25 protein-coding genes are annotated in these 23,560 nt (G+C 40.3%); 7 read left to right on the top strand and 18 right to left on the bottom strand.

All coding sequences use genetic code 11. The annotated features are described in order from the left end of the window. Positions 1-30: 30 nt before the first annotated feature. Genes ALE3EI_RS00830 through ALE3EI_RS00820 form a run of 3 tightly spaced genes read right to left on the bottom strand, consistent with a single transcriptional unit; the run spans position 31 to position 2,994 of the window. Entirely contained in the window at positions 31-1,662 is a 1,632-nt protein-coding gene (locus ALE3EI_RS00830) for an ArnT family glycosyltransferase (protein WP_233279982.1), read from the bottom strand. Next, the gene (locus ALE3EI_RS00825; protein ID WP_186989882.1) at positions 1,655-2,287 is read right to left on the bottom strand and encodes a lipid-A-disaccharide synthase N-terminal domain-containing protein; all 633 of its coding nucleotides are present in this window, start codon (positions 2,285-2,287) and stop codon (positions 1,655-1,657) included. The genes ALE3EI_RS00830 and ALE3EI_RS00825 overlap by 8 nt, the downstream gene beginning before the upstream one ends. Further along, positions 2,284-2,994, bottom strand: coding sequence for a glycosyltransferase family 2 protein (locus ALE3EI_RS00820; RefSeq protein WP_186989880.1), 711 nt, complete (start codon positions 2,992-2,994; stop codon positions 2,284-2,286). Before ALE3EI_RS00820 ends, ALE3EI_RS00825 begins: the two co-directional genes overlap by 4 nt. A 140-nt stretch (positions 2,995-3,134) precedes the next feature. Here ALE3EI_RS00820 and ALE3EI_RS00815 point away from each other — a divergent pair, with 140 nt between their 5' ends. Next, positions 3,135-4,073 carry an NAD-dependent epimerase/dehydratase family protein gene (locus tag ALE3EI_RS00815; protein ID WP_186989878.1) on the top strand — a complete coding sequence of 313 codons (939 nt, stop codon included), beginning with the start codon at positions 3,135-3,137 and terminating at the stop codon, positions 4,071-4,073. Here ALE3EI_RS00815 and meaB read toward each other — a convergent pair. Beyond that, on the bottom strand, positions 4,070-5,164 hold the full coding sequence (gene meaB, locus ALE3EI_RS00810) for a methylmalonyl Co-A mutase-associated GTPase MeaB (RefSeq protein ID WP_186989876.1): 1,095 nt from the start codon (positions 5,162-5,164) through the stop codon (positions 4,070-4,072). The two genes, ALE3EI_RS00815 and meaB, sit on opposite strands and share 4 nt — an antisense overlap. Before the next feature lie 91 nt (positions 5,165-5,255). Between meaB and ALE3EI_RS00805 the strand changes: the two genes are divergently transcribed. After that, positions 5,256-5,681 carry an organic hydroperoxide resistance protein gene (locus tag ALE3EI_RS00805; RefSeq protein WP_186989874.1) on the top strand — a complete coding sequence of 142 codons (426 nt, stop codon included), beginning with the start codon at positions 5,256-5,258 and terminating at the stop codon, positions 5,679-5,681. Positions 5,682-5,731: 50 nt separating this feature from the next. On the opposite strand, the gene ALE3EI_RS00800 is transcribed toward ALE3EI_RS00805, so the two are convergent. Continuing rightward, positions 5,732-6,277: a PA2169 family four-helix-bundle protein gene (locus tag ALE3EI_RS00800; RefSeq protein ID WP_186989872.1), complete on the bottom strand. Its 546-nt coding sequence runs from the start codon at positions 6,275-6,277 to the stop codon at positions 5,732-5,734. A 148-nt stretch (positions 6,278-6,425) separates the two neighbouring features. On the opposite strand from ALE3EI_RS00800, the gene ALE3EI_RS00795 reads away from it, so the two are divergent. The 3 genes from ALE3EI_RS00795 to ALE3EI_RS00785 are packed head-to-tail and all read left to right on the top strand — an operon-like array spanning position 6,426 to position 8,938. After that, a complete protein-coding gene (locus ALE3EI_RS00795) occupies positions 6,426-6,971 on the top strand; it encodes an RNA polymerase sigma factor (RefSeq protein WP_186989869.1) in 546 nt (181 codons plus the stop codon). Beyond that, entirely contained in the window at positions 6,955-7,533 is a 579-nt protein-coding gene (locus ALE3EI_RS00790) for a hypothetical protein (RefSeq protein WP_186989868.1), read from the top strand. The genes ALE3EI_RS00795 and ALE3EI_RS00790 overlap by 17 nt, the downstream gene beginning before the upstream one ends. Further along, the gene (locus ALE3EI_RS00785; RefSeq protein WP_186989866.1) at positions 7,511-8,938 is read left to right on the top strand and encodes a DUF4097 family beta strand repeat-containing protein; all 1,428 of its coding nucleotides are present in this window, start codon (positions 7,511-7,513) and stop codon (positions 8,936-8,938) included. The genes ALE3EI_RS00790 and ALE3EI_RS00785 overlap by 23 nt, the downstream gene beginning before the upstream one ends. Before the next feature lie 64 nt (positions 8,939-9,002). Here the strand turns inward: ALE3EI_RS00785 and ALE3EI_RS00780 are convergent, their stop codons facing one another. Continuing rightward, a complete protein-coding gene (locus ALE3EI_RS00780) occupies positions 9,003-9,350 on the bottom strand; it encodes a DUF6249 domain-containing protein (RefSeq protein ID WP_186989864.1) in 348 nt (115 codons plus the stop codon). A gap of 136 nt (positions 9,351-9,486) precedes the next feature. Here ALE3EI_RS00780 and ALE3EI_RS00775 point away from each other — a divergent pair, with 136 nt between their 5' ends. After that, positions 9,487-10,074 carry an RNA polymerase sigma factor gene (locus ALE3EI_RS00775; protein ID WP_186989862.1) on the top strand — a complete coding sequence of 196 codons (588 nt, stop codon included), beginning with the start codon at positions 9,487-9,489 and terminating at the stop codon, positions 10,072-10,074. After that, positions 10,058-10,444, top strand: a complete 387-nt coding sequence (locus ALE3EI_RS00770; protein WP_186989860.1) for a hypothetical protein — start codon at positions 10,058-10,060, stop codon at positions 10,442-10,444. Before ALE3EI_RS00775 ends, ALE3EI_RS00770 begins: the two co-directional genes overlap by 17 nt. Before the next feature lie 14 nt (positions 10,445-10,458). Here ALE3EI_RS00770 and ALE3EI_RS00765 read toward each other — a convergent pair whose 3' ends face one another. From ALE3EI_RS00765 to ALE3EI_RS00710, 12 genes are all read right to left on the bottom strand, one after another. Beyond that, positions 10,459-10,935 (bottom strand): DUF4199 domain-containing protein, encoded by a 477-nt coding sequence (locus ALE3EI_RS00765; RefSeq protein ID WP_186989858.1) that lies wholly within the window; start codon positions 10,933-10,935, stop codon positions 10,459-10,461. A 97-nt stretch (positions 10,936-11,032) separates the two neighbouring features. Next, the gene (locus tag ALE3EI_RS00760; protein ID WP_186989856.1) at positions 11,033-11,587 is read right to left on the bottom strand and encodes a DUF4377 domain-containing protein; all 555 of its coding nucleotides are present in this window, start codon (positions 11,585-11,587) and stop codon (positions 11,033-11,035) included. Positions 11,588-11,721: 134 nt separating this feature from the next. Continuing rightward, positions 11,722-13,470 (bottom strand): T9SS type A sorting domain-containing protein, encoded by a 1,749-nt coding sequence (locus tag ALE3EI_RS00755; protein WP_186989854.1) that lies wholly within the window; start codon positions 13,468-13,470, stop codon positions 11,722-11,724. 218 nt (positions 13,471-13,688) lie between these two features. After that, positions 13,689-14,813 (bottom strand): tetratricopeptide repeat protein, encoded by a 1,125-nt coding sequence (locus ALE3EI_RS00750; RefSeq protein WP_186989852.1) that lies wholly within the window; start codon positions 14,811-14,813, stop codon positions 13,689-13,691. Beyond that, the gene (locus ALE3EI_RS00745) at positions 14,800-16,398 is read right to left on the bottom strand and encodes a helix-turn-helix domain-containing protein (protein ID WP_186989850.1); all 1,599 of its coding nucleotides are present in this window, start codon (positions 16,396-16,398) and stop codon (positions 14,800-14,802) included. Before ALE3EI_RS00745 ends, ALE3EI_RS00750 begins: the two co-directional genes overlap by 14 nt. A gap of 136 nt (positions 16,399-16,534) precedes the next feature. Next, positions 16,535-19,888 (bottom strand): preprotein translocase subunit SecA, encoded by a 3,354-nt coding sequence (secA, locus tag ALE3EI_RS00740; protein WP_186989848.1) that lies wholly within the window; start codon positions 19,886-19,888, stop codon positions 16,535-16,537. Between the two features lie 203 nt (positions 19,889-20,091). Beyond that, a complete protein-coding gene (locus ALE3EI_RS00735; RefSeq protein WP_008272287.1) occupies positions 20,092-20,313 on the bottom strand; it encodes a DUF2795 domain-containing protein in 222 nt (73 codons plus the stop codon). 141 nt (positions 20,314-20,454) lie between these two features. After that, entirely contained in the window at positions 20,455-21,027 is a 573-nt protein-coding gene (locus ALE3EI_RS00730) for a cob(I)yrinic acid a,c-diamide adenosyltransferase (protein WP_186989846.1), read from the bottom strand. Further along, entirely contained in the window at positions 21,024-21,188 is a 165-nt protein-coding gene (locus ALE3EI_RS00725) for a hypothetical protein (RefSeq protein WP_186989844.1), read from the bottom strand. The genes ALE3EI_RS00730 and ALE3EI_RS00725 overlap by 4 nt, the downstream gene beginning before the upstream one ends. A 3-nt stretch (positions 21,189-21,191) precedes the next feature. Then, positions 21,192-21,998, bottom strand: coding sequence for a class I SAM-dependent methyltransferase (locus ALE3EI_RS00720; RefSeq protein ID WP_186989843.1), 807 nt, complete (start codon positions 21,996-21,998; stop codon positions 21,192-21,194). Between the two features lie 13 nt (positions 21,999-22,011). After that, entirely contained in the window at positions 22,012-22,698 is a 687-nt protein-coding gene (locus ALE3EI_RS00715; protein WP_186989841.1) for an ABC transporter ATP-binding protein, read from the bottom strand. A 69-nt stretch (positions 22,699-22,767) separates the two neighbouring features. Then, positions 22,768-23,487 carry an O-methyltransferase gene (locus tag ALE3EI_RS00710; RefSeq protein ID WP_317172965.1) on the bottom strand — a complete coding sequence of 240 codons (720 nt, stop codon included), beginning with the start codon at positions 23,485-23,487 and terminating at the stop codon, positions 22,768-22,770. Positions 23,488-23,560: the final 73 nt, after the last annotated feature.

The raw sequence follows: 23,560 nt of genomic DNA, 5'->3' as shown, positions 1-23,560 counted from the left end.
CAGGTGTATCCCTAACACGACGTCTGAAGGTTATTCAGAGGATTTCGTCACGAGATAGAGATCACGATATAATCGCGTTTTATGCGAAGCATCTTTTTCTCCCTTAGCATTCATATCATACCGGACTACCTTTTTTCGGTTAAATTCGGAAAATGTTTCTTCAAACAATGGTAGATCTTCGGCTGCAACCAATACCCCAAATTTTTCCTCTTCAGGGATTTTAATGTTACCTCCCTTCGAGAGTACTTCTAATGGTTTCCCGTAAGCCCATATCAATTCAGGTGTGAAGTAGGTAAATTCATAAACCGTGACATTTTCTTCGGCCTGCCAGCTGTTCAATTCGGCAAGCGATTTATAACCGTTGTTCACGGTAAGCGTTTTTGCAAGGGGCATTCCGAAGCACATAACGGCGATTATAAATGCGATGGTTAAGAAAAAAACAGGTCTAATATGTTTCCGAAACAGATTTCTAAACATAAAAAAGCCAATTAGGAGTAATGATATACTCAAAAGTGAAAACCAGATCCAGTTCCCACTTAATTGCTCGTTCAGGTAAAAGTACCCGGCCACGGGGAATATTAAGGCGATAAAACCAATTAATCCAAAATTAAAGTAAACCGGCAAGGATTCTCGTGGATCTTTGAGCGAATCGAAAGATCGGAACAGATATTCAATATAAAACCCGGTATTCAACGCCAACGGGATCAAGACCGGAAGCAGATAACGGGATTTCTTTTCAGGAATAATACTCAACAACACCACCGAAATCAGCGTCCATAAGAATGTAAACAAATAGGCTTTCTTGTCGAATACTCGGTTTTTGAGATAAGGATAGAGCAATCCTACGAAGGCAGGAATGGTCCAGACTCCACTTTGGGTAAAGAAACTCCAGTAATAATAGAACGGACGCACATTGTATCCTGTCCAGTTTGAGGTTTCTTTTTCTGTGATCTCGGCGACGGCCACAGGATCGTAGGTATAGGTATACCAATGCCACCACCCCGACAAAATAAGGCCAACAATCAAGAACACGATCAACGGAATTGTTCTGGACCGTAATCCCTTGTACTTAAAAACGATCCCGTAACTAATAAGAAAAGGCAATAGCAAGGCATAAAAAGACACCGGACCTTTACTCATAAAGGAGCAGCCAAAGAAAAGAGCCGCAACCAGCGAAAAAGTGTATTTGTTTCGCTCTTCAGTAAAGAAGCGATAGAGAAAATAGATACAACCCATCATAAAACCATGGGTAAAAATATCCCATTGTCCGTTTCTTCCGGCAAAAATGATATAAAAGGAAGTCGCCATGATGAGCGAACTCACCAACGCCCACATTTTATTCTGGGTAAGCCGTAGCGAAAATTTATACGAAAAAAGGATTAGTACCAGCGTGATAATCGCCGCTGGTAATCGTAAAGCAATAAGATTCTTAATACCAAAAAGGGCAGCAGAAATTGCAGTAAGCCATGTGGGTAAGGGAGGCTTTTCATATCTGGGTTCTCCGTTTAGAGTTGTTAACAACCAGTTACCATCATGTAACATTTCCCGGGCTGTGGTAAAATTACGGGCCTCCATGATATTCACATAGATCGCATCGAGATTGACAAAAAAGATCGTCAGGATCGCGATAACAAGTATCCAGATGTATCTTTTTTCAGACATGGTTATTTTTTTCTTTTTTCCAGATGAATATATTTCTCACATAAATGATGAGTCCGGCAATATGTCCCACAAACAAAACCGGATCCTTTCTAAAGATGGCATAGGCGAGGATCAACGATGCCCCAACCACACTCATGCCCCAGAACCCGACCGGGAGCTGTGAACTTTTAGTCTTCTCAGAATAGATCCACTGATATACAAACCGTAGGGTAAATATAAGCTGTGAAACAATCCCAAGCACCAACAGCCAAAGCGGAATATTCTCATTGTGAAATAATTGCTCCAGATCGTATTCTCCGTTGTTATAGGCATAGATCACAACAAAGACTGGAAAAACAATTAAGAACCATCGCAAAATCTTAGGAGATTTCTGCCATTCGCCTTGTAGTTGTAAATTTCGTATGTATATATAGTAGGTAAGCGATTGCCCCAGCATAATGGCAAAATCATCCCGTAAATGTCCGTAAACAAACAAGAGAAAAGAAGCCAGTAAACTCAGTTTCCAGAACAGCGAAGGCGTAATGATGCGTTTTTCCTTTTCCGAAATGATCCATTGCACCAGTAGTCTTCCGGAGAAAAGAATTTGAGCCAGAAAGCCAATTCCATAAATTAGCCAATTGCTCATCCTTTACTTTTGATCTCATAATTAATGTACTTCTTTTTCATCCACAAATAGGCGAAACAATCCATTAATGGCCCCAACAACCGGTTCCACAATCCAAATTTTGCTGTTCCGGCCATCCGTGGAAAGTGCTGTACGGGTACCTGTAATACTGTTCCATTTTGCAGCATTACCATAGCCGGAAGAAACCGATGCAGTCCCTTAAACATAGGAATTCGTTTGGCATATTCGGTTTTAATAACTTTTAACGGACAACCGGTATCGTCCATACCATCATGGGTAAATGCCCTTCTAATTCCATTGGCGATACGGGACGACATGTTCTTTACGAATGAGTCTTTTCTGTTAGCCCGCACTCCGGTAACCAAGGCATGATGCGTTATATGCTCCAGCAGCAGGTTAAAATCTTCGGGGGCGGTCTGTAGATCGGAATCAATGTATCCCACTAAGGGAGTTTCCACAGTGTCAAATCCGGCTTTTATCGCAGCACTGAGTCCGCGGTTTTCCTTAAAATTGATAAAACTGAACATCTCATTTCGATTGCAGATAGCTTCAATGAGTTCCTGACTCCCGTCCGTAGAGCCGTCATTAACAAAAAGAACTGCGGTTTTTTTGGTGGCTATCCGGGTATATTTTAGTAGTTCCTGCTCTACACGCTCCAGGTTTTCTTCCTCGTTAAATACAGGGACAATGATGGTAAACTCGTACATAAATACTGCGTAATCGTTTGTGCAAAAGTATTTCTTTTTTCAACAATGAGCGTATTTTAAAACAGAACCATAAAAAAGGTGTTACTTTTGCGCTTTGACGCAGTAATTCTCAAGAAAAATTTTAACCCTTTATTCCCCTTATGAATATACTCGTAACAGGTGCTGCCGGATTTATTGGTTCTCATACGTCGGAAAGACTTTCAGAAATGGGTCACCATGTGATAGGACTGGATAATTTCTCACCCTATTACGACCTTGCGTTAAAGGAAAAAAATGCTGAAGCACTTCGGGAAAAGGGAATACAGCTAAGAAAGATCGACCTTCGCCTGGAAGCTCTGGAGCGATCATTCGATTGTGAATTCGATTACATCTTCCACTTCGCTGCACATCCGGGAATTTCAAATACATCCACCTTTGAAGAATATTATACCAACAACATTTTAGGAACGCAACGCCTGCTTCAGTTTGCCGAGGATTGTAAAAAGCCACCGTTTTTTGTAAATATAGCCACATCTTCTATTTACGGTTTGGAAGCTACATCTACAGAAGATACAGCTCCAAAACCTGCCTCCTGGTATGGAGTTACCAAGTTGGCGGCAGAGCAGCTCGTTTTAGCTAAAACCAGAGAGAAAAAGCTGAAGGCTACGTCGTTGCGACTGTATTCGGTTTACGGCCCTAGAGAACGTCCCGATAAATTATACACCCGATTAATTGATTCTGCTTTAAATAACAAGACATTTCCGTTGTTTGAAGGGAGTCTGGAGCATCTTCGCAGCTTTACGTATGTTCAGGATATCGTAGACGGTATTGTAAGTGTGATTGGGAAGGAAGCGGTTTGTAACGGAGAAATATTCAACCTGGGCACCGAAACTGAAAGTACGACGGCACAAGGCATTGAAACGGTGGAAGAATTACTTCAGAAAAAAATAAATACCGAGTCCAAACCACCCCGAGCCGGAGATCAGTCACGAACTAAAGCTAATATTGATAAGGCGCGAAAGCTATTAAATTACGATCCTGGAACTTCCCTAAAAGAAGGATTGGAGGCACAGATCAGGTGGTTTAAAGAAAGCCATTAATTAGTTCGGTTTGAGGACATCGCTAACAATGTTTCGGCGGCTTCAAAGGGTGTGGTCTCGTTGGCATCCAAAGCCCTTAGTTGATTTTCAAGTTCTTTTTTTATGGCCGGCTGAGAGAAAAAATCATGTTTTAACCGATTTTCTATAGTTTGGGTAAGCCAGAATTTATTTTGTTGCTTTCGCTTTTCCGAAAAGTAATTGTTGGCTTTGGTCTTGTTTATGTATTCTTCTATAAGTTCCCAGATTTCGTTTATGCCTTCGTTTTTTAACGCACTGCTTAGCAGGGTTTTAGGTGTCCATTGGCTTTCTTTAGCAGGGTAGAGGTGAAGTGCTCTGTTGAATTCTGTTTTGGCCAGCTTAGCGGCTTTTATATTCTCGCCATCTGCCTTGTTGATCACTATGGCATCTGCCATTTCAATGATCCCGCGTTTAATTCCCTGTAATTCGTCCCCGGCACCTGCCAGTTTTAAAAGTAAGAAGAAATCGGTCATGGAGTGCACCGCAGTTTCACTCTGACCCACTCCTACGGTTTCAATGATGATGATATCGAATCCGGCCGCCTCACAAAGTATGATAGCTTCCCGGGTTTTACGGGCCACTCCGCCCAAAGAGTCTCCACTTGCCGAAGGTCGTATAAATGCATTTGATTCATTCACTAGCGCTTCCATCCGGGTTTTGTCGCCCAAAATACTGCCTTTACTAATGGAACTACTGGGATCAACCGCTAAAACGGCTACTTTAGATCCTCGGTCTACCAGGAGCTTTCCAAATTGTTCAATAAAAGTACTTTTGCCCACTCCGGGGACCCCGGTAATACCGATTCGCACCGATTTATTTGCCAATGGGAGACAGGCTTCGATAAGTTGTTTGGCTTTATTTTGATGCTGTATGGCCGTACTTTCAATGAGGGTAATTGCCCTGCTTAAAGAGGCCTTGTTTCCTTCTGTGAGCCCATTTATGATCTCAGATAGCTGGGGTGTTTTTTTTCTGGATGCCTTAACCTTATTCGCTACATTCTGATTAAGCGAATCGGGTTGGATGACCCCTTTTTTTTCTGAAAGGGCACCGGTATTTTTTTTCTTTGAAGTCACAGTCGAAATTTATGACAATTTTATGAATCTCTTCTTTTATAAGCCAATTTTCAATGGTATCTTCAATTATTATAATTTAAAAACTGAAAAAATGAAAACTTTATATGAAGCTACATCTGTGGCATCGGGAGGACGCAAAGGCCATGTAAAAACTGAAGACGGACCTATCGACATGGATGTCTCGGTTCCTAAATCCATGGGTGGTGATGGAGGTCCCGGAACGAACCCCGAACAACTTTTTGGATGTGCTTATGCCGCTTGTTTTGGAGGGGCATTACAGGTAATTGCTTCAAAAAAGAAAATAGAACTATCTGATGATTTTACGGTTTCTGCCACCATAGGTTTTTGTGAAGATGAGGATGGAGCTTTTTTGGAAGCTACTTTAGACTGCTACCTTCCCGGATTAGATGTAAAAACCGGTGAAGATCTTATCAATAAAGCCCATGAGATCTGTCCATTTTCAAAGGCAACCCGGGATAATATTACAGTTACCTTAAATTTATTGCTTGACGAATAGGTCGAGATATTCTATATAAAAAAAAGCCCTGATGTATCAGGGCTTTTTTTTTACATTGCTCTTAAGGGAATGACTCGATGGTCTCTATCGTCATTGTTCTTGTCCGACGTTTTTTTTTCATCCTCAGCTTTGGGAGCTGTCTCCTTTTTAAAGGGATCGATCTTGTGTTGCTCGGCTTGTTTTATATACCATTCTAATTGTTTTCTTTGCTTCTCAAGCATTGCAATAATAGCTTCAGGCAATTGTTTTGCTTCAATGAGATCGGTATAACGCTTAATATTGTTTCGATCTCTGGCAATACATTGATTTAAAATTACTTCAGCATCAAAATGTTCTAATGCTTCCTTAATTTCATGCCAGGTACGATCAATATTTCCTTTGTCAGCATCCTCCTTAAGTGGTTCAATATCTCTGGAGTGTAATTCATTGGAAATATCATGACTCATTCTGTTTCGCTCTACTGCCATATAATTTAAAAATCGTTTTAAGGCTGTAGTTTGGGCATCTTGAGCAGCATTATAATACAGTTTTTCGGCCTCAAAACTTGCGACCAAAAGACGATTGAGTTTGTTGAAGTCGGCGTATTTCTTGTTCATGCTAATGGTTATTTTATCAAATGTACTAGAAAACCCTTTAATTAAGAATGACTTTATAAAGATTTTAAGCTAATTTTTCGTTAAGATTTGCAACAGTCAAAATCTTTTGTCGTCTTTTAACCGAACAGCAACCAAAAAACCATCGAGTTTGTCCGATTCATTACTTATTGAGCAATGTAAACAGAACAATCCTAAGGCACAAATGGCCTTATACCGACAGTATTGTGACGGGATGTTCATCGTTGCCCAAAGGTATTTAAAGGACACAGCGACGGCAGAAGACGCATTACAAGAAGCATTTATAAAGGCTTTCAAGAAGATCGATCAGTTTAAAGGGGACGTCACCTTTGGATCCTGGTTGAAGCGAATTGTGATCAATATGTGTCTGGATGTCATTAAATCGAAGAAAGTAGAATTGCTTTCACTACATGAGAATGTAGTGCATATAGCCGAAAAGGAAGATGATTGGCATGTTCCCGATCAGACTACTATGGAAGAAGTTTATTCGGCAATTGAGCAGCTACCCTATAATCACAGGATCGTAGTAAAGCTATTTTTACTGGAAGGCTATGATCATCAGGAAATATCTGAAATACTGGGTATATCTGAAAGTGCTTCCAGAACGAATTTACACAGAGGAAAATTACAATTGAAAGAGACATTAAAACATTTACAATATGGCACGGGATATTAGAAAAATGCTAAAAGAGCATCCGCAGACGGGACAGAAGTTGTCTGATGGACATGAAGCCAGGTTTGAAACCAAGTTAAAACGGTCTTTTAACGAACGGAAGACAAAGTCTTTGCCCTGGTTAAAGATTGCAGCGGTTTTTGCGATTGCAGTTGCTATTGCATTTGTTGGGTATAATTCGCTTTCAGAAAAAACGAACGAAACCATCGCAGATACTACTGAACAGGAAAATGTCATGGAGGCCCCTAAGTTAACACTGGGGGACCTTTCTCCCGATCTTAAGAAAGTTGAAGACTATTATATGACCGGGATAAATGTGCAACTGGCTTCATTACAGATCAATAAAGACAATAAAGAACTTATTGATGGCTATATGAAACAACTCAGTGAACTGGACAAAGAGTATCAGGAATTAAACAAAGAGCTAAGTGCAGTAGGTCCTACCGAAGAAACCATCAATGCATTGATCGATAATTTGAAAATACGTTTGGAATTGCTGTTCAAACTGAAAAACAAATTAAACGAACTTAAAAACAAAAACAATGAAGACTATAACATCATTTAAAAGCATTGTAGCCATTGGGTTACTACTAAGTACATCGGTACTTTTTTCACAGAAGAAGTATTCAGAAACATTTAATGTCTCGGGCGATGTCGTGGTTTCAGTTAATACGTCACACACCAATGTGATCTTTGAAACCTGGAACAAGAATAAGGTAGAAGTTGAAGCCTTTGTAGACGGAGAGAAGCTTTCAGAAAAGGAAAAGGAAGAGATCTTTAAAGAATGGAAATTTGAGGTACTGGGGAACAGTAACAAAGTGGTTGTCACCTCTCAAGGGGGTAACAGTTGGATGGGAATGCCAAATTTTCAAGGACCGGATAATTTTTCTTTTGTAATGCCCGATATTGGAGAAATACCCAAAATGCCACATTTTAAAATGCCCGAACTACCCGAAGGGCTTTTAAATGATATGGGGAATTTTCACTTCGACTATGAAGCCTTTGAAGAAGATGAAGAGGGCTATATGAAAAAATTTGAAGCAGAGCTGGAGAAAAAACTCGGCAAGGATTTCGAAAAAAAGATGGAAGCGTGGGGCAATAAGTTTGCACTGGAATGGAGTGATGAGAATGGAGAAGTCATTTCTAAGGAATGGCAGGAGAAGATGGAGGCCTGGGGAAAGAATTTTGAAAAGAGAATGGAAAAATGGGAAGAAACCCATGGAAAGAAAATGGAAGAATGGGCTGCCAAAATGGAAAAGGAATACGGGGATGGTAATGGAAATTTCAGCAAGAAAGTCATGACAGATCCCAATGGGAACAAAACTATAATTATTCAGGGAAGCCGTCATAACAATAAATTATTTGAAACAAAAGCCAATAAGACGATCATCATCAGGATGCCAAAAGGGGCAAAAACCGATGTGAATGTTCGTCACGGGGAACTTAAAATGGCAGACGCCATGAATATAAAGGCCACACTTAATTATTCACCATTTACAGCTAACAGTATTGATGGGGGGAAGACCCTCATCAATGCTTCGTATGCCCCGGTGATCATAAACGACTGGAAAAACGGAACTTTAATGGTTAAATATGTAGAGGACTGTAGAATAAATAATGTACAACGTATCGATATGAAATCGAATTCCAGCGATGTGAATATTAATGTGCTAAGCGGTTCGGCGACCATAAACGGATCGCATGGCGATATATTTATTGGAAAGATCACCGACGATTTTAAAACCATCACCATCAATCTCGATACGGCCGATCTGCATTTCGGTAAACCGGTAACGGCTTATAACTTTAACTTCAACGGAAAGAAATCTACGCTGCTGTACCCCAAGACTATGGAACTAGATCAGTCGAAAGATAACGGAAGAGTATTGGTTAGCGGTTTTAACAGATCTAAGAATTCAGGAAAGACCTTAACTATAGTTGCGAATTACAGCAATGTAAAATTCCAATAAAAAAAAGACCATTTTAAGACAACAGCCTCAAAATGATCTCTCCTCAACTAAATACAGACGAACTTTAAGCGTCTTTATTCAACTTCTTAGTAAGAAAGAACCCCGAAAGTAACCCAAGCCCCGCCATAAAGAAAATAGTTCCCGGGTACGCCACATCTTCATCCATTCCCGATTGAACCATTAATGCGGCCACAAAAATTCCAAGGCCTATACCCATAGATAAGAGCGCCAGATTAATGACCACCACTTTCCATATGGAAGTAACCTTGCGTTCACGGCTGTAAAAAATTGAGGCATCTGCGCCTTTTTCTATTAAGGCCAAACGCTCTCGGTTTCTGGCTGAAATGTATAAATAATAAATTCCGAAAAGCACTCCGAATATAATTGGTATTACTACTACTTCTGATCCCATAATTGATTGATTTAAAGTTAAAATATGTGTTCGTTTGTAATTATGACGTACCTTTTCTTTTTTCGGTTACAATTTTCTGAAATTTTTTTTCTGAAAAGGTGTAACCAAGATGAAGCTACATCCGTCTTATTACAAAATGAACGCTAACACTGACCAACATTATATCCAAAAAACGCTGGATGGTGATACCCGGGCCTTTTCGGTGCTGGTAGCGCGGTATCAGTCTTATGTGTTTACGACAGTATTGCGAATGGTGAAAGTTAGAGAGGTAGCCGAAGAAGTGGCTCAAGACAGTTTTATAAAGGCCTTTCAGTCATTGAAAACCTATAGAGGAGAGGCAAAATTCTCCACCTGGTTGTACAGTATTGCATACCGAAAGGCTCTTGATGCGCTTAGGAAAAACAAAAGAGAACGCACTTCAGAATTTATCGATGAAATTTCTGAAGGTAATTTTGAAGACATTGAAAATGCGCTTGGGTATTTAGAAGCCAAAGAGCGCACAGAAACCATCCAACAATGTATTATGGCATTACCCGAAGAGGAGGCGGCAATTATTACATTGTATTATTTTGAAGAACAATCGGTTCGTGAAATTGCGCAAATTACAGCGTATTCCGAAGATAATATTAAAATAAAACTATACCGGAGCAGGAAAAAATTATTTACTTTGTTAAAGAACTTTATTATGCCCGAAATAACAGATTCTAATGGAAAAGCAATTTGATAAGGACGACGCGGCTCTTAAACGCATTATAAAAACGGCCGGACGTGAACAACCATCGGTGAATTTTGTAAATGACGTTATGCAGCGCATTGCTATGGAAAAAGAACCCGCCTTCGTTTACAAACCGTTGTTTTCTAAGCAGGCATGGGTTGTGGTTGCGGCATTGTTCGTATTTGCCATAGGAACGCTGTATTTTTCACCTTTGAATATATTTAATGCAGATCAATTCGATTTTGCGATGCCTTCACTGCAGTTTGATCTTCCTCAAATTCAATTGTCGAATACTTTTCTCTACGGAATAGCTTTTCTGTCATTGTTCTTAATACAGATACCCTTTCTTAAGAAATTTACTTCGGAAGAGAATCGCTAATTCACTCTGAAAGTTTAGGATCTTCTCATGAAAATAGCGGCAATCGCTGAAATTACTAAGCCTCCAAACAGTGATCCAAAGGCAGCCTGCCACATATAACTGGTTATATTAAAAGTTTCATTTGCAGCCTTGATGGTCATTAATTTGTTGGTCACCGAATAGTCGATCACGTTTTTAAAGTATTCGGGAGTGATAAAGTTGTGAATTACATATTGTGCTCCAGGCGAGAGCAGCGCGATAAACAAACTAAGCAAGGCACCACTAAAGAAGGCTTGTTTCCAGCTAATTTTTTTATTGTAATAGCGTCTTCTTTTTTCCCGCATTTCCAGGACGTACATTAACACAGCAAAAGGCATAAAAAGCAGGGTAAGCCAAAAGTGATTTGCGATCTCTTCATCATGCCACCCCAGAGTGCGTTCCAAAAGTGTCCATGCTAACAGGGCGACCAAAAAGATAATAGCCCATTTAAATTCAATTTGAATATGCTTCATTGCAATGTTGGAAGATTTCTTTGATTGACGAGGGAAGATACTAAAAAAAGCCACTAAAAAGAACACTTTTTGTAGCTTACAAGTTTATTTAAACTACTTAATACAATTCCTGAAGCTGGTAAATTCCCTCTTCTCCGTGAATAAATACACCGGTAGCGATCTCCTGGTTGGCATGTACCGATTCCAAGGAAGGGCATAGTGTACCACAGTCTATAGTGATCTCGTTGCTTAATACAAATCCGGTTTGCTGATTGCCAACCAACCAGCTTACGTAACCCAATCCGTTGACAAAACGTGCAAGAGGAACGGTAAATGTGGCCGCGGGATCCACCTCGTTTTGGGCTTCTATCGAAATCAGTTCGTAGGAGGTGGTGGTAGCATTGGTTCCGGCATTTTCTGTGATCGTCTTTTTGGCGTTTAGTGTGTACGTAAAACCCGGTTCAAAAGTAAAGCCGTTTATAGATGGTGTTTTCTGAAATTCGGTTGTTCCTATCGCTGCATTTTCCTGAATTAATAATGAAGTTCCGTTAACTACCGAGGTAGTTTTATAATGATTCACAAAAAGAGTGACTTCTTCTGAAGTGACCTGTGCGTCATCGGCACTGCATGAGAAAAGCAGTACAGTTAGCAGTAGTATTCCTATAGTTTTCATAAGCTGTTTTTTGCAGCTATAATTTACAAAAAACGTACCGAAAATTATAAGTAATTCATCTGGTAGAAAAAAAAGAAGAGCTCAGATGACTAACTCCGAACTCTTCTTAGACAAATCAACTTAACTCTATGAAATTACTCTTTGATGATTTTAAAAGTCTCTATCTGATTGCCAGCACTTATTTGTACAAAATAAATTCCTCCTGCCAAAGCTGAAAGATCAATTTGACCTGAACTTTGTTGGAAGTTATACGTATTGATCTTGGCTCCCGAAACACCATATATGGATACGGTAGAAATTTCTTCCCTGGCGCTAACATTTAGAATATCCTGTACAGGATTAGGATACAACGCTATTTCATGTCGATTAAATTCATCGGTGCCCAAAATAGACTCACAGTTAATCGTTAATTGAAAACTTCCCGAAGCCGAAGAATCATATCCTTCCACCATAATATAATAGGTACTTGTTCCATCAGATTCGAACTCTAATTCGGGTTGATTCTGACAAGAACTATCGTTAAATACTATTTCATTTGTAAGCGTACAATCGGAGAAAATACGAACCGTAGTAGGAAAATTTGTTCCCGTACCACAGGTACTCACAGAAATGGTTTGAGGCGAACCGTCACCGGTGAAACTATAGTAGACATCGGGCGATGCATTTCCTCCCGAATTTGTAGCGAAAAGGGTATTGCTCATCACTGTATCTCCGCAGGCAACAGGAATTGCCGCATTACACTCATCATTAGTAGGAGTTTCCGGTAGCTCGAGTCTGAATGTAAATAAATCTCCCCATGGACCAATAGTTGGATCATATCCCCATCCTACGATATATTTTCCATTGGGTGACATACCGTTTGGTACGTATACCGGACTGGCACCCATAGAATAACCGAGGGTTTGAGTTATGTAGTCGTTAAAATCCTGAAGACCTCCGGTAGGAGTCCAAATAAATGGAATGTTTGGAGTCCAGGGATCTATTTGAAAATATCCAATTGCCAGAGTGCCATCGTAATTGATCTTCATCACGGTTCCTTTTCCACCCGCCGGAAATGTACCCAATGAAATATATCCTGTAGATTCACTCCAGATCCATGGTTCGTCGTTATTTGCATAATCACCTTTTCCACCAATCCAGTTACCATCTCCCGACACCGTGACAGCTTCTCCCAATTGATTGTATTCATCGGCAGGGTCCCCTGTAGGATCTACGAGTAAATATTCATTAGGCAGGAAATCTCCGTTCGCATCCTTTCTCCAAACGGCAGCTTTCCACGGACCGTTAAAGTCTTGCCATCCCACAATAACTTCTCCATCATCACTTACCGCATTAGCTCTTGTACTTCTGTTTAAATTAGTATATAGACTTCCTAGGTCTATCATGCCCGACGACGCAGTCCAGGCTGTAGCATGTACAGCTACCCCTGATTGACCGGGAGTAGGTTCGACATATGCACTTCCAACAACGGTTTGTCCATCGGCTGAAATATTATATCCTGAACTCAGGTTATCGTCAATAGAATAGTTTAAACTTCCCAGAGAAGTCCACTGTTGTGTTGTAGTATTATACATAGATTTAATGGAATACACAGTGCCTCCTATATCCTCAAGAGTTGTTCCTGAAATATACACACCGTCTGCCGAAAACCTTGCAGATCCACCAATCCCTTGTCCGGGAGCTGCTCCACCTATTTCGGTATACGTATTGGTTTCCGGATCCCAGAGGGTATAGGGTCCTGCCTGACTTACATATCCAACCACCAAACCGTCATTAGAAACACCTGTAGTTTCGATAAACTGAGGACTCACTATAAACTGAGCCGTCATTTTTAAAGTACCTACCAAACCAATAAGCACAAATAATACAATAGTTTTTTTCATTTTAAACTGATTTTAAGAAGTTCATTATTGAGCAGTTATTTTTTTATGCTCTTATTATTAGCAGGCCGCAATGTATAGATGAACTACACTTAAAAAAAGAGTTTGCCTTTCAGAATTCACGAATTTTAATAGTCAAAAACACTATTAAACTATTGAAGAACAGGTAGTTATAAATGAAAATGTAAAGATGTCTTTTTTTTGAAAACAGGAGGAGAAAGTTAGTGTTTGAGTTGTTTTTCAACTTGTTTCATCTGCTTTTCCGAAGAATAGATCATTTTGATCAAGAGAAGAATTGCCAAAATAATTGCAATTATTAATAGATATAAATAGGGTCGAAATTTATTATGCAACGCATCGATAGCAACTGCTTTGGATTCGGTCAAATTGAGAAGAGAATTGTTAATTGAACTACGTTCCGAATTTTTTGTGGCCTGTTGAACCTCTATGAACATGGCCCGGTATTTTGTGTAATTCTCCCAATCACCAAGGGCAAGAAAATTATTTGATAATCGTTCATATAGTCCTTGATTGAGCCTTAGGTCACCTACATCGGCTGCCTCTGAGTGGGCTTCCTTTAACAACAAAATAGCCTCTTCCGGATTGCCGGTTCTCGACTGTACATCGGCTAATCCTTTTTTTGCATACGCCATGAGGCTCTTAGCATCGGTAACCGCTGCATATTCGAGGGATTGTTCAAAGCTTTTTTTAGCTTCCATTAGATTTTCTGCAGTTAGCATGCAATTTCCATGATTGTAATAACATATGCTCACATTGGCGTTCATCATAGGATTATCCAATGTTTTCTTAAAGGAGGTGATGGCTTTATCGAAATATCTGAGTGCGATATCACAGTTCATTTGTTCCCGATAAATAAATCCGCGTAACGTATAATTGTAACCAAAAAAAGAATGTACCGAATCCTGATGGGGATATGCTTCAATAACTTCCAATGCATCATCGAGATATTCAATAGACTTGTCATAGATCTGAAGCTCTTCATATTGCCCTCCGATCCGGTTAAGAATATTCATTTTTTGCTTTTCGTTTTCAAGTAAAGGAAGGAACTCTTCCGTTTTTAAAGCGTATTCCAAGGATTTGTTGTAGTCTCTTTTGGAGGAATAGGCAGTAGAGATAATAAGCAGCAGACTCACTTTATCATTTGTCGACACTCCTTCACGAGCATATAGAGATTGAGCGATCTCTATCGCGCGCTCCGGATTCTCATAAATAAGTTTGTTGGCTTCGTTTCTTAAACGGTTAAAATTTGATTGAGAAAATCCGGATAACCCGTAAAAAAAGCATCCAATAAATAACAGGATCACTATATTCCTATAGGGTCTCATAGGCTTTCTTTTTTGGTTGTTCTTTTTCGGTATTTGACTTTAAAATATCAATAAATACTGTAGGAGATATGCCTGTTACCGATTTAAATACTGTTGCAAAACTACTATGTGAGTTAAACCCGCTTTCCTCTGCCAGATAGCTTATTTTGTAGTTTAAATAGGTTGGCTGATGTCTTAATTTGTCAATGATATAATCAATTCGAAGTTCATTGATATAGGTGTTGAAGTTTTTGTTTTTGTTCGAATTGATTACTTCCGAAAGATACTTTGTATTGGTTTCGAATTGGGCAGCCAACATTGCCAGAGACATTTCATTTTTAGTAAACTGAACAGATCGTTCAAATTGATCGAGTTTTTTAATGAGTGCCTCTTCAGTTTCTTTTGGTACTACCGCCGATTTAGCACTTACCTTTTGTATAATTTTCTTTTCAGTTTTTTCAGATTCACGGTTTTTAAAATATTTAATGAATTCTGCGTATTGTGCAATTCTACGTCGGTATCGCCAGCGAAGTCCCGCCCATATCATCAATACGAGAATAAAGATCCCACCAAGAATGAGAAAGGTTTGCCGGTAATACCCAATTGCCTGTTCTTCTCTTCGAACATGATTTTGGTTAATGTAGTTGTAGATGGAATTAACAGCTTCCTTTTCATCCTGAGTAACCTCATTTTCGAGCGAAGTACCTATTTCCTTATACATGTAAAAACTTTTAAGATCTTGTGTTGGAAGATAGGTCAATGCCAGTACCTCTGAAATTTGAGCCCGAAAATATGAATTCGATAATTTTTCAGACAGATCTAAGGCTGACGCTAAAGGCTGTATCGCTTTGTCATATGCCTTGTTTTTAAAATGAATTTCACCCAAGCGAAACAGAGCGATCATTCTGTGATAGTCACCCCTATAAGTATCATTATTATTATTATTATTATTTAAAAAGGAATGTAAATAATTGCTGCCTGCTTCATAGGTTGCAGAATTTGTGTATTTGTTTAACAGGATGGCTTCCAGATCGGCGGCAATTAACCAATCACCCGAGCTTTCAAAAGCGGATATTGCTTCTGAAAGAAAATCGAGTTCATTTAGATTTCCTTCTTCAATCCTTTTTAAATTTTGAAATATGGTAGTACCTGCTCTTTGTCGGGTATGACGTGTTAAATTGGAGCCTGAATTCTGAATTGCCAGTACATTCTCGTAATATTTCTGAGCCACCATATCCAGCTGAAGTTGCATAAGTATGGGTAGTGTAAACCATACCACCTCCATCTGTAATTCGGGATCTTCTATACGTTCAGCGATATCTTTAGCCTTCATACCTGCCAAAACAGCATTATTGAAATTTCCCTGAACATAATACGCACGACCCAATATTTTATAGGCAGCAACGCTCTGCTGAGGACTTGCTGAGTTCTGAATTAGATGATCGGCAATTTTTACTGCCTCCTGTGGCTCAGAAAAAACGATTTTTTGTGCTTCCAGCATCATTTCCTGAAAGTCCTGTTGTTTGGTTTGTGAACTCACGTTAGATATAGACAACACCATAAGGAGCAGGATTAAGGTGTGTCGATATGCGATGTCATTCATCATGGTAGGAAGTCTACTGTTTAAAACCTTTGAAGCTACAATTTAGCACATTTTATAATTACGGGAAGTGTGATTGCTTGTAAATAATAAACCCGAAGTGTAGCACTTCGGGTTATGAATCTTAAAGCGAGTGTAATGCTTATTCGTCCACCAAAACCCATTCTCCCTTATCCAATAGAGGAATGGCCTGCTTGTACTTTACAACTTTATTTTCGCCGCTCATCACGTGTTTGATGGTCACTCGGTCATTACGTCCAATTTTAGGTCGGTCACGCACAATGGTTTCGGTTACCTGCTGTTGCTGTGTATTTCCAGCAGCCCTGGATTGTGCGGCACGCTCATCCATATTAGGGATCTCTTCTTTCTGCTCACTTAGTTTTTCTTTAGGACGAACCGATCGTGCTTCCTGGATCTGCTGCTGATTCTCCTGGGGCAATTCTCCTTTAAACAGGAAGGAAATCACCTCTTTATTTACCTTTTCGATCATGGCCTTGAACAGTTCGAAGGCTTCAAATTTATAGATCAATAAAGGGTCTTTCTGCTCGTGTACTGCCAGCTGTACCGATTGCTTTAGCTCGTCCATTTTACGCAAGTGCGTCTTCCACGAATCGTCTATAATGGCAAGTGTGATGTTCTTTTCAAAATCCTGAACCAGTTGCTTTCCTTCAGTTTCATAAGCTTTTTCCAGATCGGTGGCGACGTTTAAGGTCTTAACTCCGTCGGTAAACGGAACCAGAATCCGTTTGTACTGATCCTTGTGATTTTCATACACATTTCGGATCACAGGATAAGCCATTTCGGCATTGCGTAGCATTTTATCCTGATAATGGGTATAGGCTGCCTTATATACTTTTCCGGCGATCTCCTGTACCCCCATGCTTTCGAATTCCTGCTCACTAATTGGTGAACTCATAGAGAAATATCGAATCAATTCGAACTCGAAATTCTTATAATCCTGAGCAGCTTTATTGGTATCTGCGATCACTTCGGCGGTATCGAAGATCATATTGGCAATATCAACTCGTAATCTTTCTCCGAACAAGGCGTGGTAACGTCTCTTGTACACCACTTCACGTTGTGCATTCATCACATCGTCATATTCGAGTAATCGCTTACGTATTCCGAAGTTATTTTCTTCCACTTTTTTCTGTGCCCTTTCAATGGATTTAGAGATCATGGAATGCTGAATTACCTCACCTTCTTTCAAGCCCATTCTGTCCATCATCTTGGCAATTCGTTCACTTCCGAAGAGACGCATTAAATTGTCTTCGAGTGACACGTAGAATTGTGAACTTCCAGGATCTCCCTGTCGACCACTACGCCCGCGTAACTGTCTGTCCACACGTCGTGAATCGTGACGCTCGGTACCTACAATTGCAAGTCCGCCCGCCTTTTTCACCTCATCACTCAGTTTTATATCGGTACCCCTACCTGCCATATTGGTAGCGATGGTGACGATACCCGATTTTCCAGCTTCGGCCACAATATCGGCTTCACGTTTGTGCAATTTAGCGTTAAGTACGTTGTGCGGAACGTTTCTAATGCTCAACATTCGGCTTAACAATTCAGAGATCTCTACCGAAGTCGTACCAATAAGCACAGGCCTTCCTGCTTTGGAAAGTTCGGTTACCTCATCGATCACGGCGTTGTACTTTTCGCGTTTGGTCTTATAGATCTTATCGTCTCGGTCGTGACGTGCGATAGGGCGGTTGGTTGGAATTTCTACCACATCCAGTTTATAGATCTCCCATAATTCGCCGGCTTCGGTCACGGCAGTACCGGTCATCCCCGCAAGTTTGCGATACATACGGAAATAATTCTGAAGCGTCACAGTAGCAAAAGTTTGAGTTACCGCCTCGATCTTTACATTTTCCTTGGCTTCTATGGCCTGGTGGAGTCCGTCGCTGTAACGTCTTCCCTCCATAATCCGTCCGGTTTGCTCGTCAACGATCATCACCTTGTTGTCCATAACCACATACTGAGTGTCTTTTTCGAAGAGGGTATAGGCCTTTAGTAACTGATTGAGCGTATGAATACGCTCACTTTTTACACCAAAATCTCTGAAGAGGTCTTCTTTTAATTCGGCTTCTTCTTCAGGAGAAAGGTCCTGAGCTTCTATTTTTGCGATCTCGGTTCCAATTTCGGGCATAACAAAGAAATCGGGATTGTCTTTACCTGAAAGAAATTCTACTCCTTTATCGGTCAATTCGATCTGGTTGTTCTTTTCTTCGATCACGAAATACAATTCGGCATCTACCTTTGGCATTTCCCGGTTGTTATCCTGCATGTATTGATTTTCTGTCTTCTGAAGTATTTGTCGTACTCCTTCTTCAGAAAGGTATTTAATAAGTGCCTTGTTCTTTGGAAGTCCGCGATACACCCGAAGCAACTGAAAACCTCCTTCTTTGGTATCACCTTCTTTAATGAGTCTTTTGGCTTCGGCCAATACCCCGGTAAGATGCTTTCGCTGCACTTCAACGATCTGTTCGATCTTGGGTTTTAATTCATTGAATTCGTGACGGTCTCCTTCAGGGACCGGCCCCGAAATGATAAGGGGTGTACGTGCATCATCGATCAATACACTATCCACCTCATCAACGATGGCGTAGTGATGCGGACGCTGAACCAGATCTAAAGGCGCATGCGCCATATTATCTCTCAGGTAGTCGAAACCAAATTCGTTGTTGGTTCCGTAGGTAATGTCAGAGTTGTATGCTTTTCTTCGCTCCGCCGAATTGGGACGGTGATTATCGATACAGTCTATGGTAAGTCCGTGAAACTGAAAAATAGGTGCCATCCAGGCGCTGTCTCGTTTTGCAAGGTAATCGTTTACAGTTACCAGATGCACTCCGTTTCCTGCCAGTGCATTAAGGTAAACCGGAAGCGTAGCCACAAGCGTTTTTCCTTCCCCGGTTTGCATCTCTGCCACTTTTCCTTGATGTAATGCAACTCCACCGATAAGCTGTACGTCGTAATGCACCATGTCCCAGGTCACTTCTTTCCCGGCAGCATCCCATGAATTTTGCCAAATGGCTTTATCACCATCTAGCGTAACATACGACTTTTCGCCACTTAACTCTCTGTCATAAGGCGTAGCGGTGACCGTAAGTGTTTCATTATCTTTAAATCGCTTCGCAGTTTCTTTTACAACCGCAAAGGCTTCGGGAAGAATTTCATCCAGCGTAGCGCGTTCCACCTCATAGCGCTCATCTTTCAGCCTGTCGATCTCGTTGTAGATATCTTCTTTCTTATCGATATCCTCCATGGCATCGGCATCTTTCTCAAGTTGTTCTATTCTGGTTCGGATGTCCTGCTGGTCGTCCTTTATTTTTTTTCTGAAGTAATCTGATTTAGCTCTAAGCTCATCATGTGAAAGTCGCTCAAGTTCGGCTTCGTGTTTTTTGATCTCGTCTACATACGGTTGTATGTCACCTATATCTTTTTTGGATTTATCTCCTACAAAAACTTTTAATACACTATCTAATAATCCCATGGGTCTCTATTCAATTTACTGCTCAAAATCTTTAGGTTTTAAAACCTGTGATCCGACTTACAAAAAAACTGTAAAAAATCTACAATCCCAACTGTTTGTGGGGGTTTTTAACCGTTAAATTATGAGCATAAAAAAAAGTCTCAATACTGAGACTTTTTCGATGTTATTTTTATTGTTGAAATGTTGTAACCAACATTTTAATATTAATATTCGTCTTCGTTCCACAGATAATCTTCATCTGTAGGGTAATCGGGCCAGATCTCTTCAATAGAGTCATAAGAGTCGCCTTCATCTTCAATCGCCTGAAGATTTTCTACCACCTCTAATGGTGCACCGGTTCTAATGGCGTAATCTATTAATTCGTCTTTTGTTGCCGGCCAGGGAGCATCACTTAAATAAGATGCCAATTCTAATGTCCAGTACATAGCACTTTGGGTTTTAATATTCTGCAAAAATAATTTTTTAGATCAAAAAGTCAAGAAAAATCGTAATTATTTCTGCTCTATTTTAAAGAACGTATATAACATATTGATAACCAATATATTATATTTTAATTTTTAAAGAAATTATATTTTTTTCGGAATCCATTTAATTTCTTCTGCCTGTAGGTCGTTGGACAATTTCCGTGCCAGCACAAAAAGATAGTCTGAAAGTCGGTTGAGGTAGGTTAAAACGAAGGCATCCACTCCTTCCTGCTCGTGTAATTGAACAGCCAAACGCTCGGCTCTGCGGCAAACACAGCGACTTATGTGACAATATGACACCGTGGTATGTCCGCCGGGTAATACAAAATGTGTCATAGGGGGTAATGACTCATGCATACGGTCCATTTCTTTTTCCAGTAGCTCGATGTCTTCTTTAGCTATCTTCGGAATATTTAGTCGTTCCTTACCGCTTTTTAAGATCGCCTTTTCGGGATCGGTTGCCAAAATCGAGCCAACGGTAAACAATTTATCCTGAATATGGATCAATAGTTCTTTGGAACGGGCATCGATCTTTTGATCGCGAATTAGTCCGATATACGAATTGAGCTCGTCAACAGTACCATAGCTTTCAATGCGAATATGGTGTTTTGGAACACGTGTTCCACCAAAGAGGGCTGTGGTGCCCTTATCACCGGTTTTGGTATATATCTTCATGATTGATTTCCTTTATTTTCGGAATCACGTTCCTTTTTTCGTTCCATATAATTTCTTCGGAAACTCCGACCTTTGCGCTCCCTTAATTTTTTATTGTTCCTCACACTGTTGATGATCACCAGCACGAACAACACTCCCAGAATTAACATCCAAACATACATAGGCTATTTTTTTTCCATAAACATATTCAACTGCATACAGCGGTAAAGATATTGGTTGGATCGCGCAGAACGGTACCAGTCCTTTTTATGCGCTTTTCTTCCCCAGTTGAGTTTTTTCTCACGGGACAGCGGTAGCATAGAATATACAAAATACCATTTGGATTTCCCAAGCACACCCCGCTTTTCCAGTATGTTAAAAGCTGCATCGAATTTTTTTATTGTTTTTCGGGTAAAGGGCCATTCCCATGCCGCGTCGGTTTGAAAGGGACGGTACAACTTTCTGATAAACCAGATAGGATAACTGGTTTCAAGCGGGTCGTAGCTTATGATCTTACCTCCCGGAGCCAGTTTTTCATTGAGGCGGTGTATTAAATTGTCCACATTCTTAAAATGGTGGAGGACACCATAGGCATAAATTAGGTCGAAATCACCTTCAGCAAATTCATCCGAAAAGAAATCCTGAGCTACCGCTTTTGCCTGAGGGATATCCTTTAATTTTTCATTTAACTTATCAATGGCAACATCACTAAGGTCTAATCCAATGTACTCTTCGCAATTAGAGGCCATATGAATGGAAAGACGATTACCTGAATAACAACCCAGATCAAGGATCTTTCTACCGCTAAGATCACCCATCCACTTTTGATGAAGCGCATAGGATTCTTCCAGTATACCCAATTCTTTTCGTATGTTTTTTAGAGATTTTTCTCTGATAAAGGACCAGATCCTGGTAGGAATGGACTTCTTTTTCTTATTGTAGAACTCCCTTTGTTTCTGGTTTTTTTCCAGCGTATCCTGCAGTGTTTCCATGCAGTAAAGATACTTATTTTATTCGTGTGTCACTCTCCACCATACCATCTCTAAGACGTATTACACGATGGGCGTGTTCGGCAACTTCTTCCTCGTGTGTTACGATGATCACCGTATTTCCGGCTCTGTGAATTTCATCGAAAAGATTCATGATCTCCAGGGATGTTTTGGAGTCGAGGTTTCCGGTGGGTTCATCGGCCAGAATGATCGAAGGTTTGTTAACCAGCGCTCTACCTACGGCAACCCGCTGTCGCTGTCCTCCGGACAATTGATTCGGTTTATGATCCATTCGGTCGGCTAATCCCACGTCGTTAAGGACCTCTTTGGCTCGTTCGGTACGAGCAGCTTTGGATGCTCCGGCATAGATCATTGGTAAAGCTACATTTTCCAGAGCTGTGGTTCGGGGTAACAGGTTAAATGTTTGAAACACAAAACCAATTTCCTTGTTACGTATTTCAGCCAGTTCGTCATCGCTCATATTACTAACATCGTTTCCGTTCAGAAAGTAAGATCCTTCGGTAGGAGTATCCAGACAACCCAAAAGATTCATTAAGGTAGACTTTCCCGATCCCGAAGGCCCCATTAAGGCAACATATTCTCCGCGCTCAATATCGAGATCAATGCCTTTTAACACCTTAACGATTTCCTGACCTAGCGGAAAATCTCTTCTAATACCCCGAATTTTAATGACCAAACTCATAAATGGTTAATGCTTTTTAACGTGTGCAAGATACTATTTTTAGCATAAGACGCAGCGAAGGACCGCTTGTTACAATCTAATGGTAAAATGTTGTTTTTGTTGAGCATTTGTGGCCGCATCAAAGGCAGGTTTAAAAAACACCAGACCCCAGTAGAAGCAGTCCATGCTAATGGAAACTTCAGAGTGCTTTATGATCTCCCGCCATGCTTCGGTCATTTGGGGGCTCCAGTAGATATCGTCGAAGATGAATACCGATCTGTCGTTTTTAAATTGAAGCAACTCATTGAATACTTCTATAGTACTTAATTTATTATGACTACCGTCAATAAAGACCAGATCGTAGGAATCCTGTTTCAGATTCTTAAAATAATCCTGAAAAGAGTGGGTATGCAGCCTTATGTTTTTCAGTTTAAACGCATCAAAGCCATGTTGTGCCTGTTTGGCGATATTGGGGCATCCTTCTACCGTATCGATGGTTGCATTTGGCGCTCCCAGTGACATGGCAGCTGTAGCCATTCCTAAAGAAGTACCAAGTTCTAACACAGTTTCAGGATTCAGATATTGACAAAGTCTAAAGAGCAATTCCTGGCGCTTTGCACTAATACCCGCATTTTTGGCAATGGCCGATATCTTTCGTGTGTTGGAAGAGAATACTCTGGATCCTTCACCAAATTCGGTGATTTCGATGGATTCTTTTGAGTTGTAGCGTGAATTACGATATTCCTTCAGTAGGGTATATTCAGAATAGACGGTTTTATCATAAAAGCAACGGGTTATCAGATCGTACATAAAAGGGGAGTGAACCCCGTGTTGGTTGGTGGATCGCAACAAGAATTTTAAATAGGATGTGATCAAATACAGC

This window comes from Constantimarinum furrinae (genome assembly GCF_014295415.1).
Taxonomy (GTDB): Bacteria; Bacteroidota; Bacteroidia; order Flavobacteriales; family Flavobacteriaceae; genus Constantimarinum; species Constantimarinum furrinae.
Note: the sequence above shows the minus strand (reverse complement) of the source record. Positions and strands in the feature narration are given on the sequence as shown.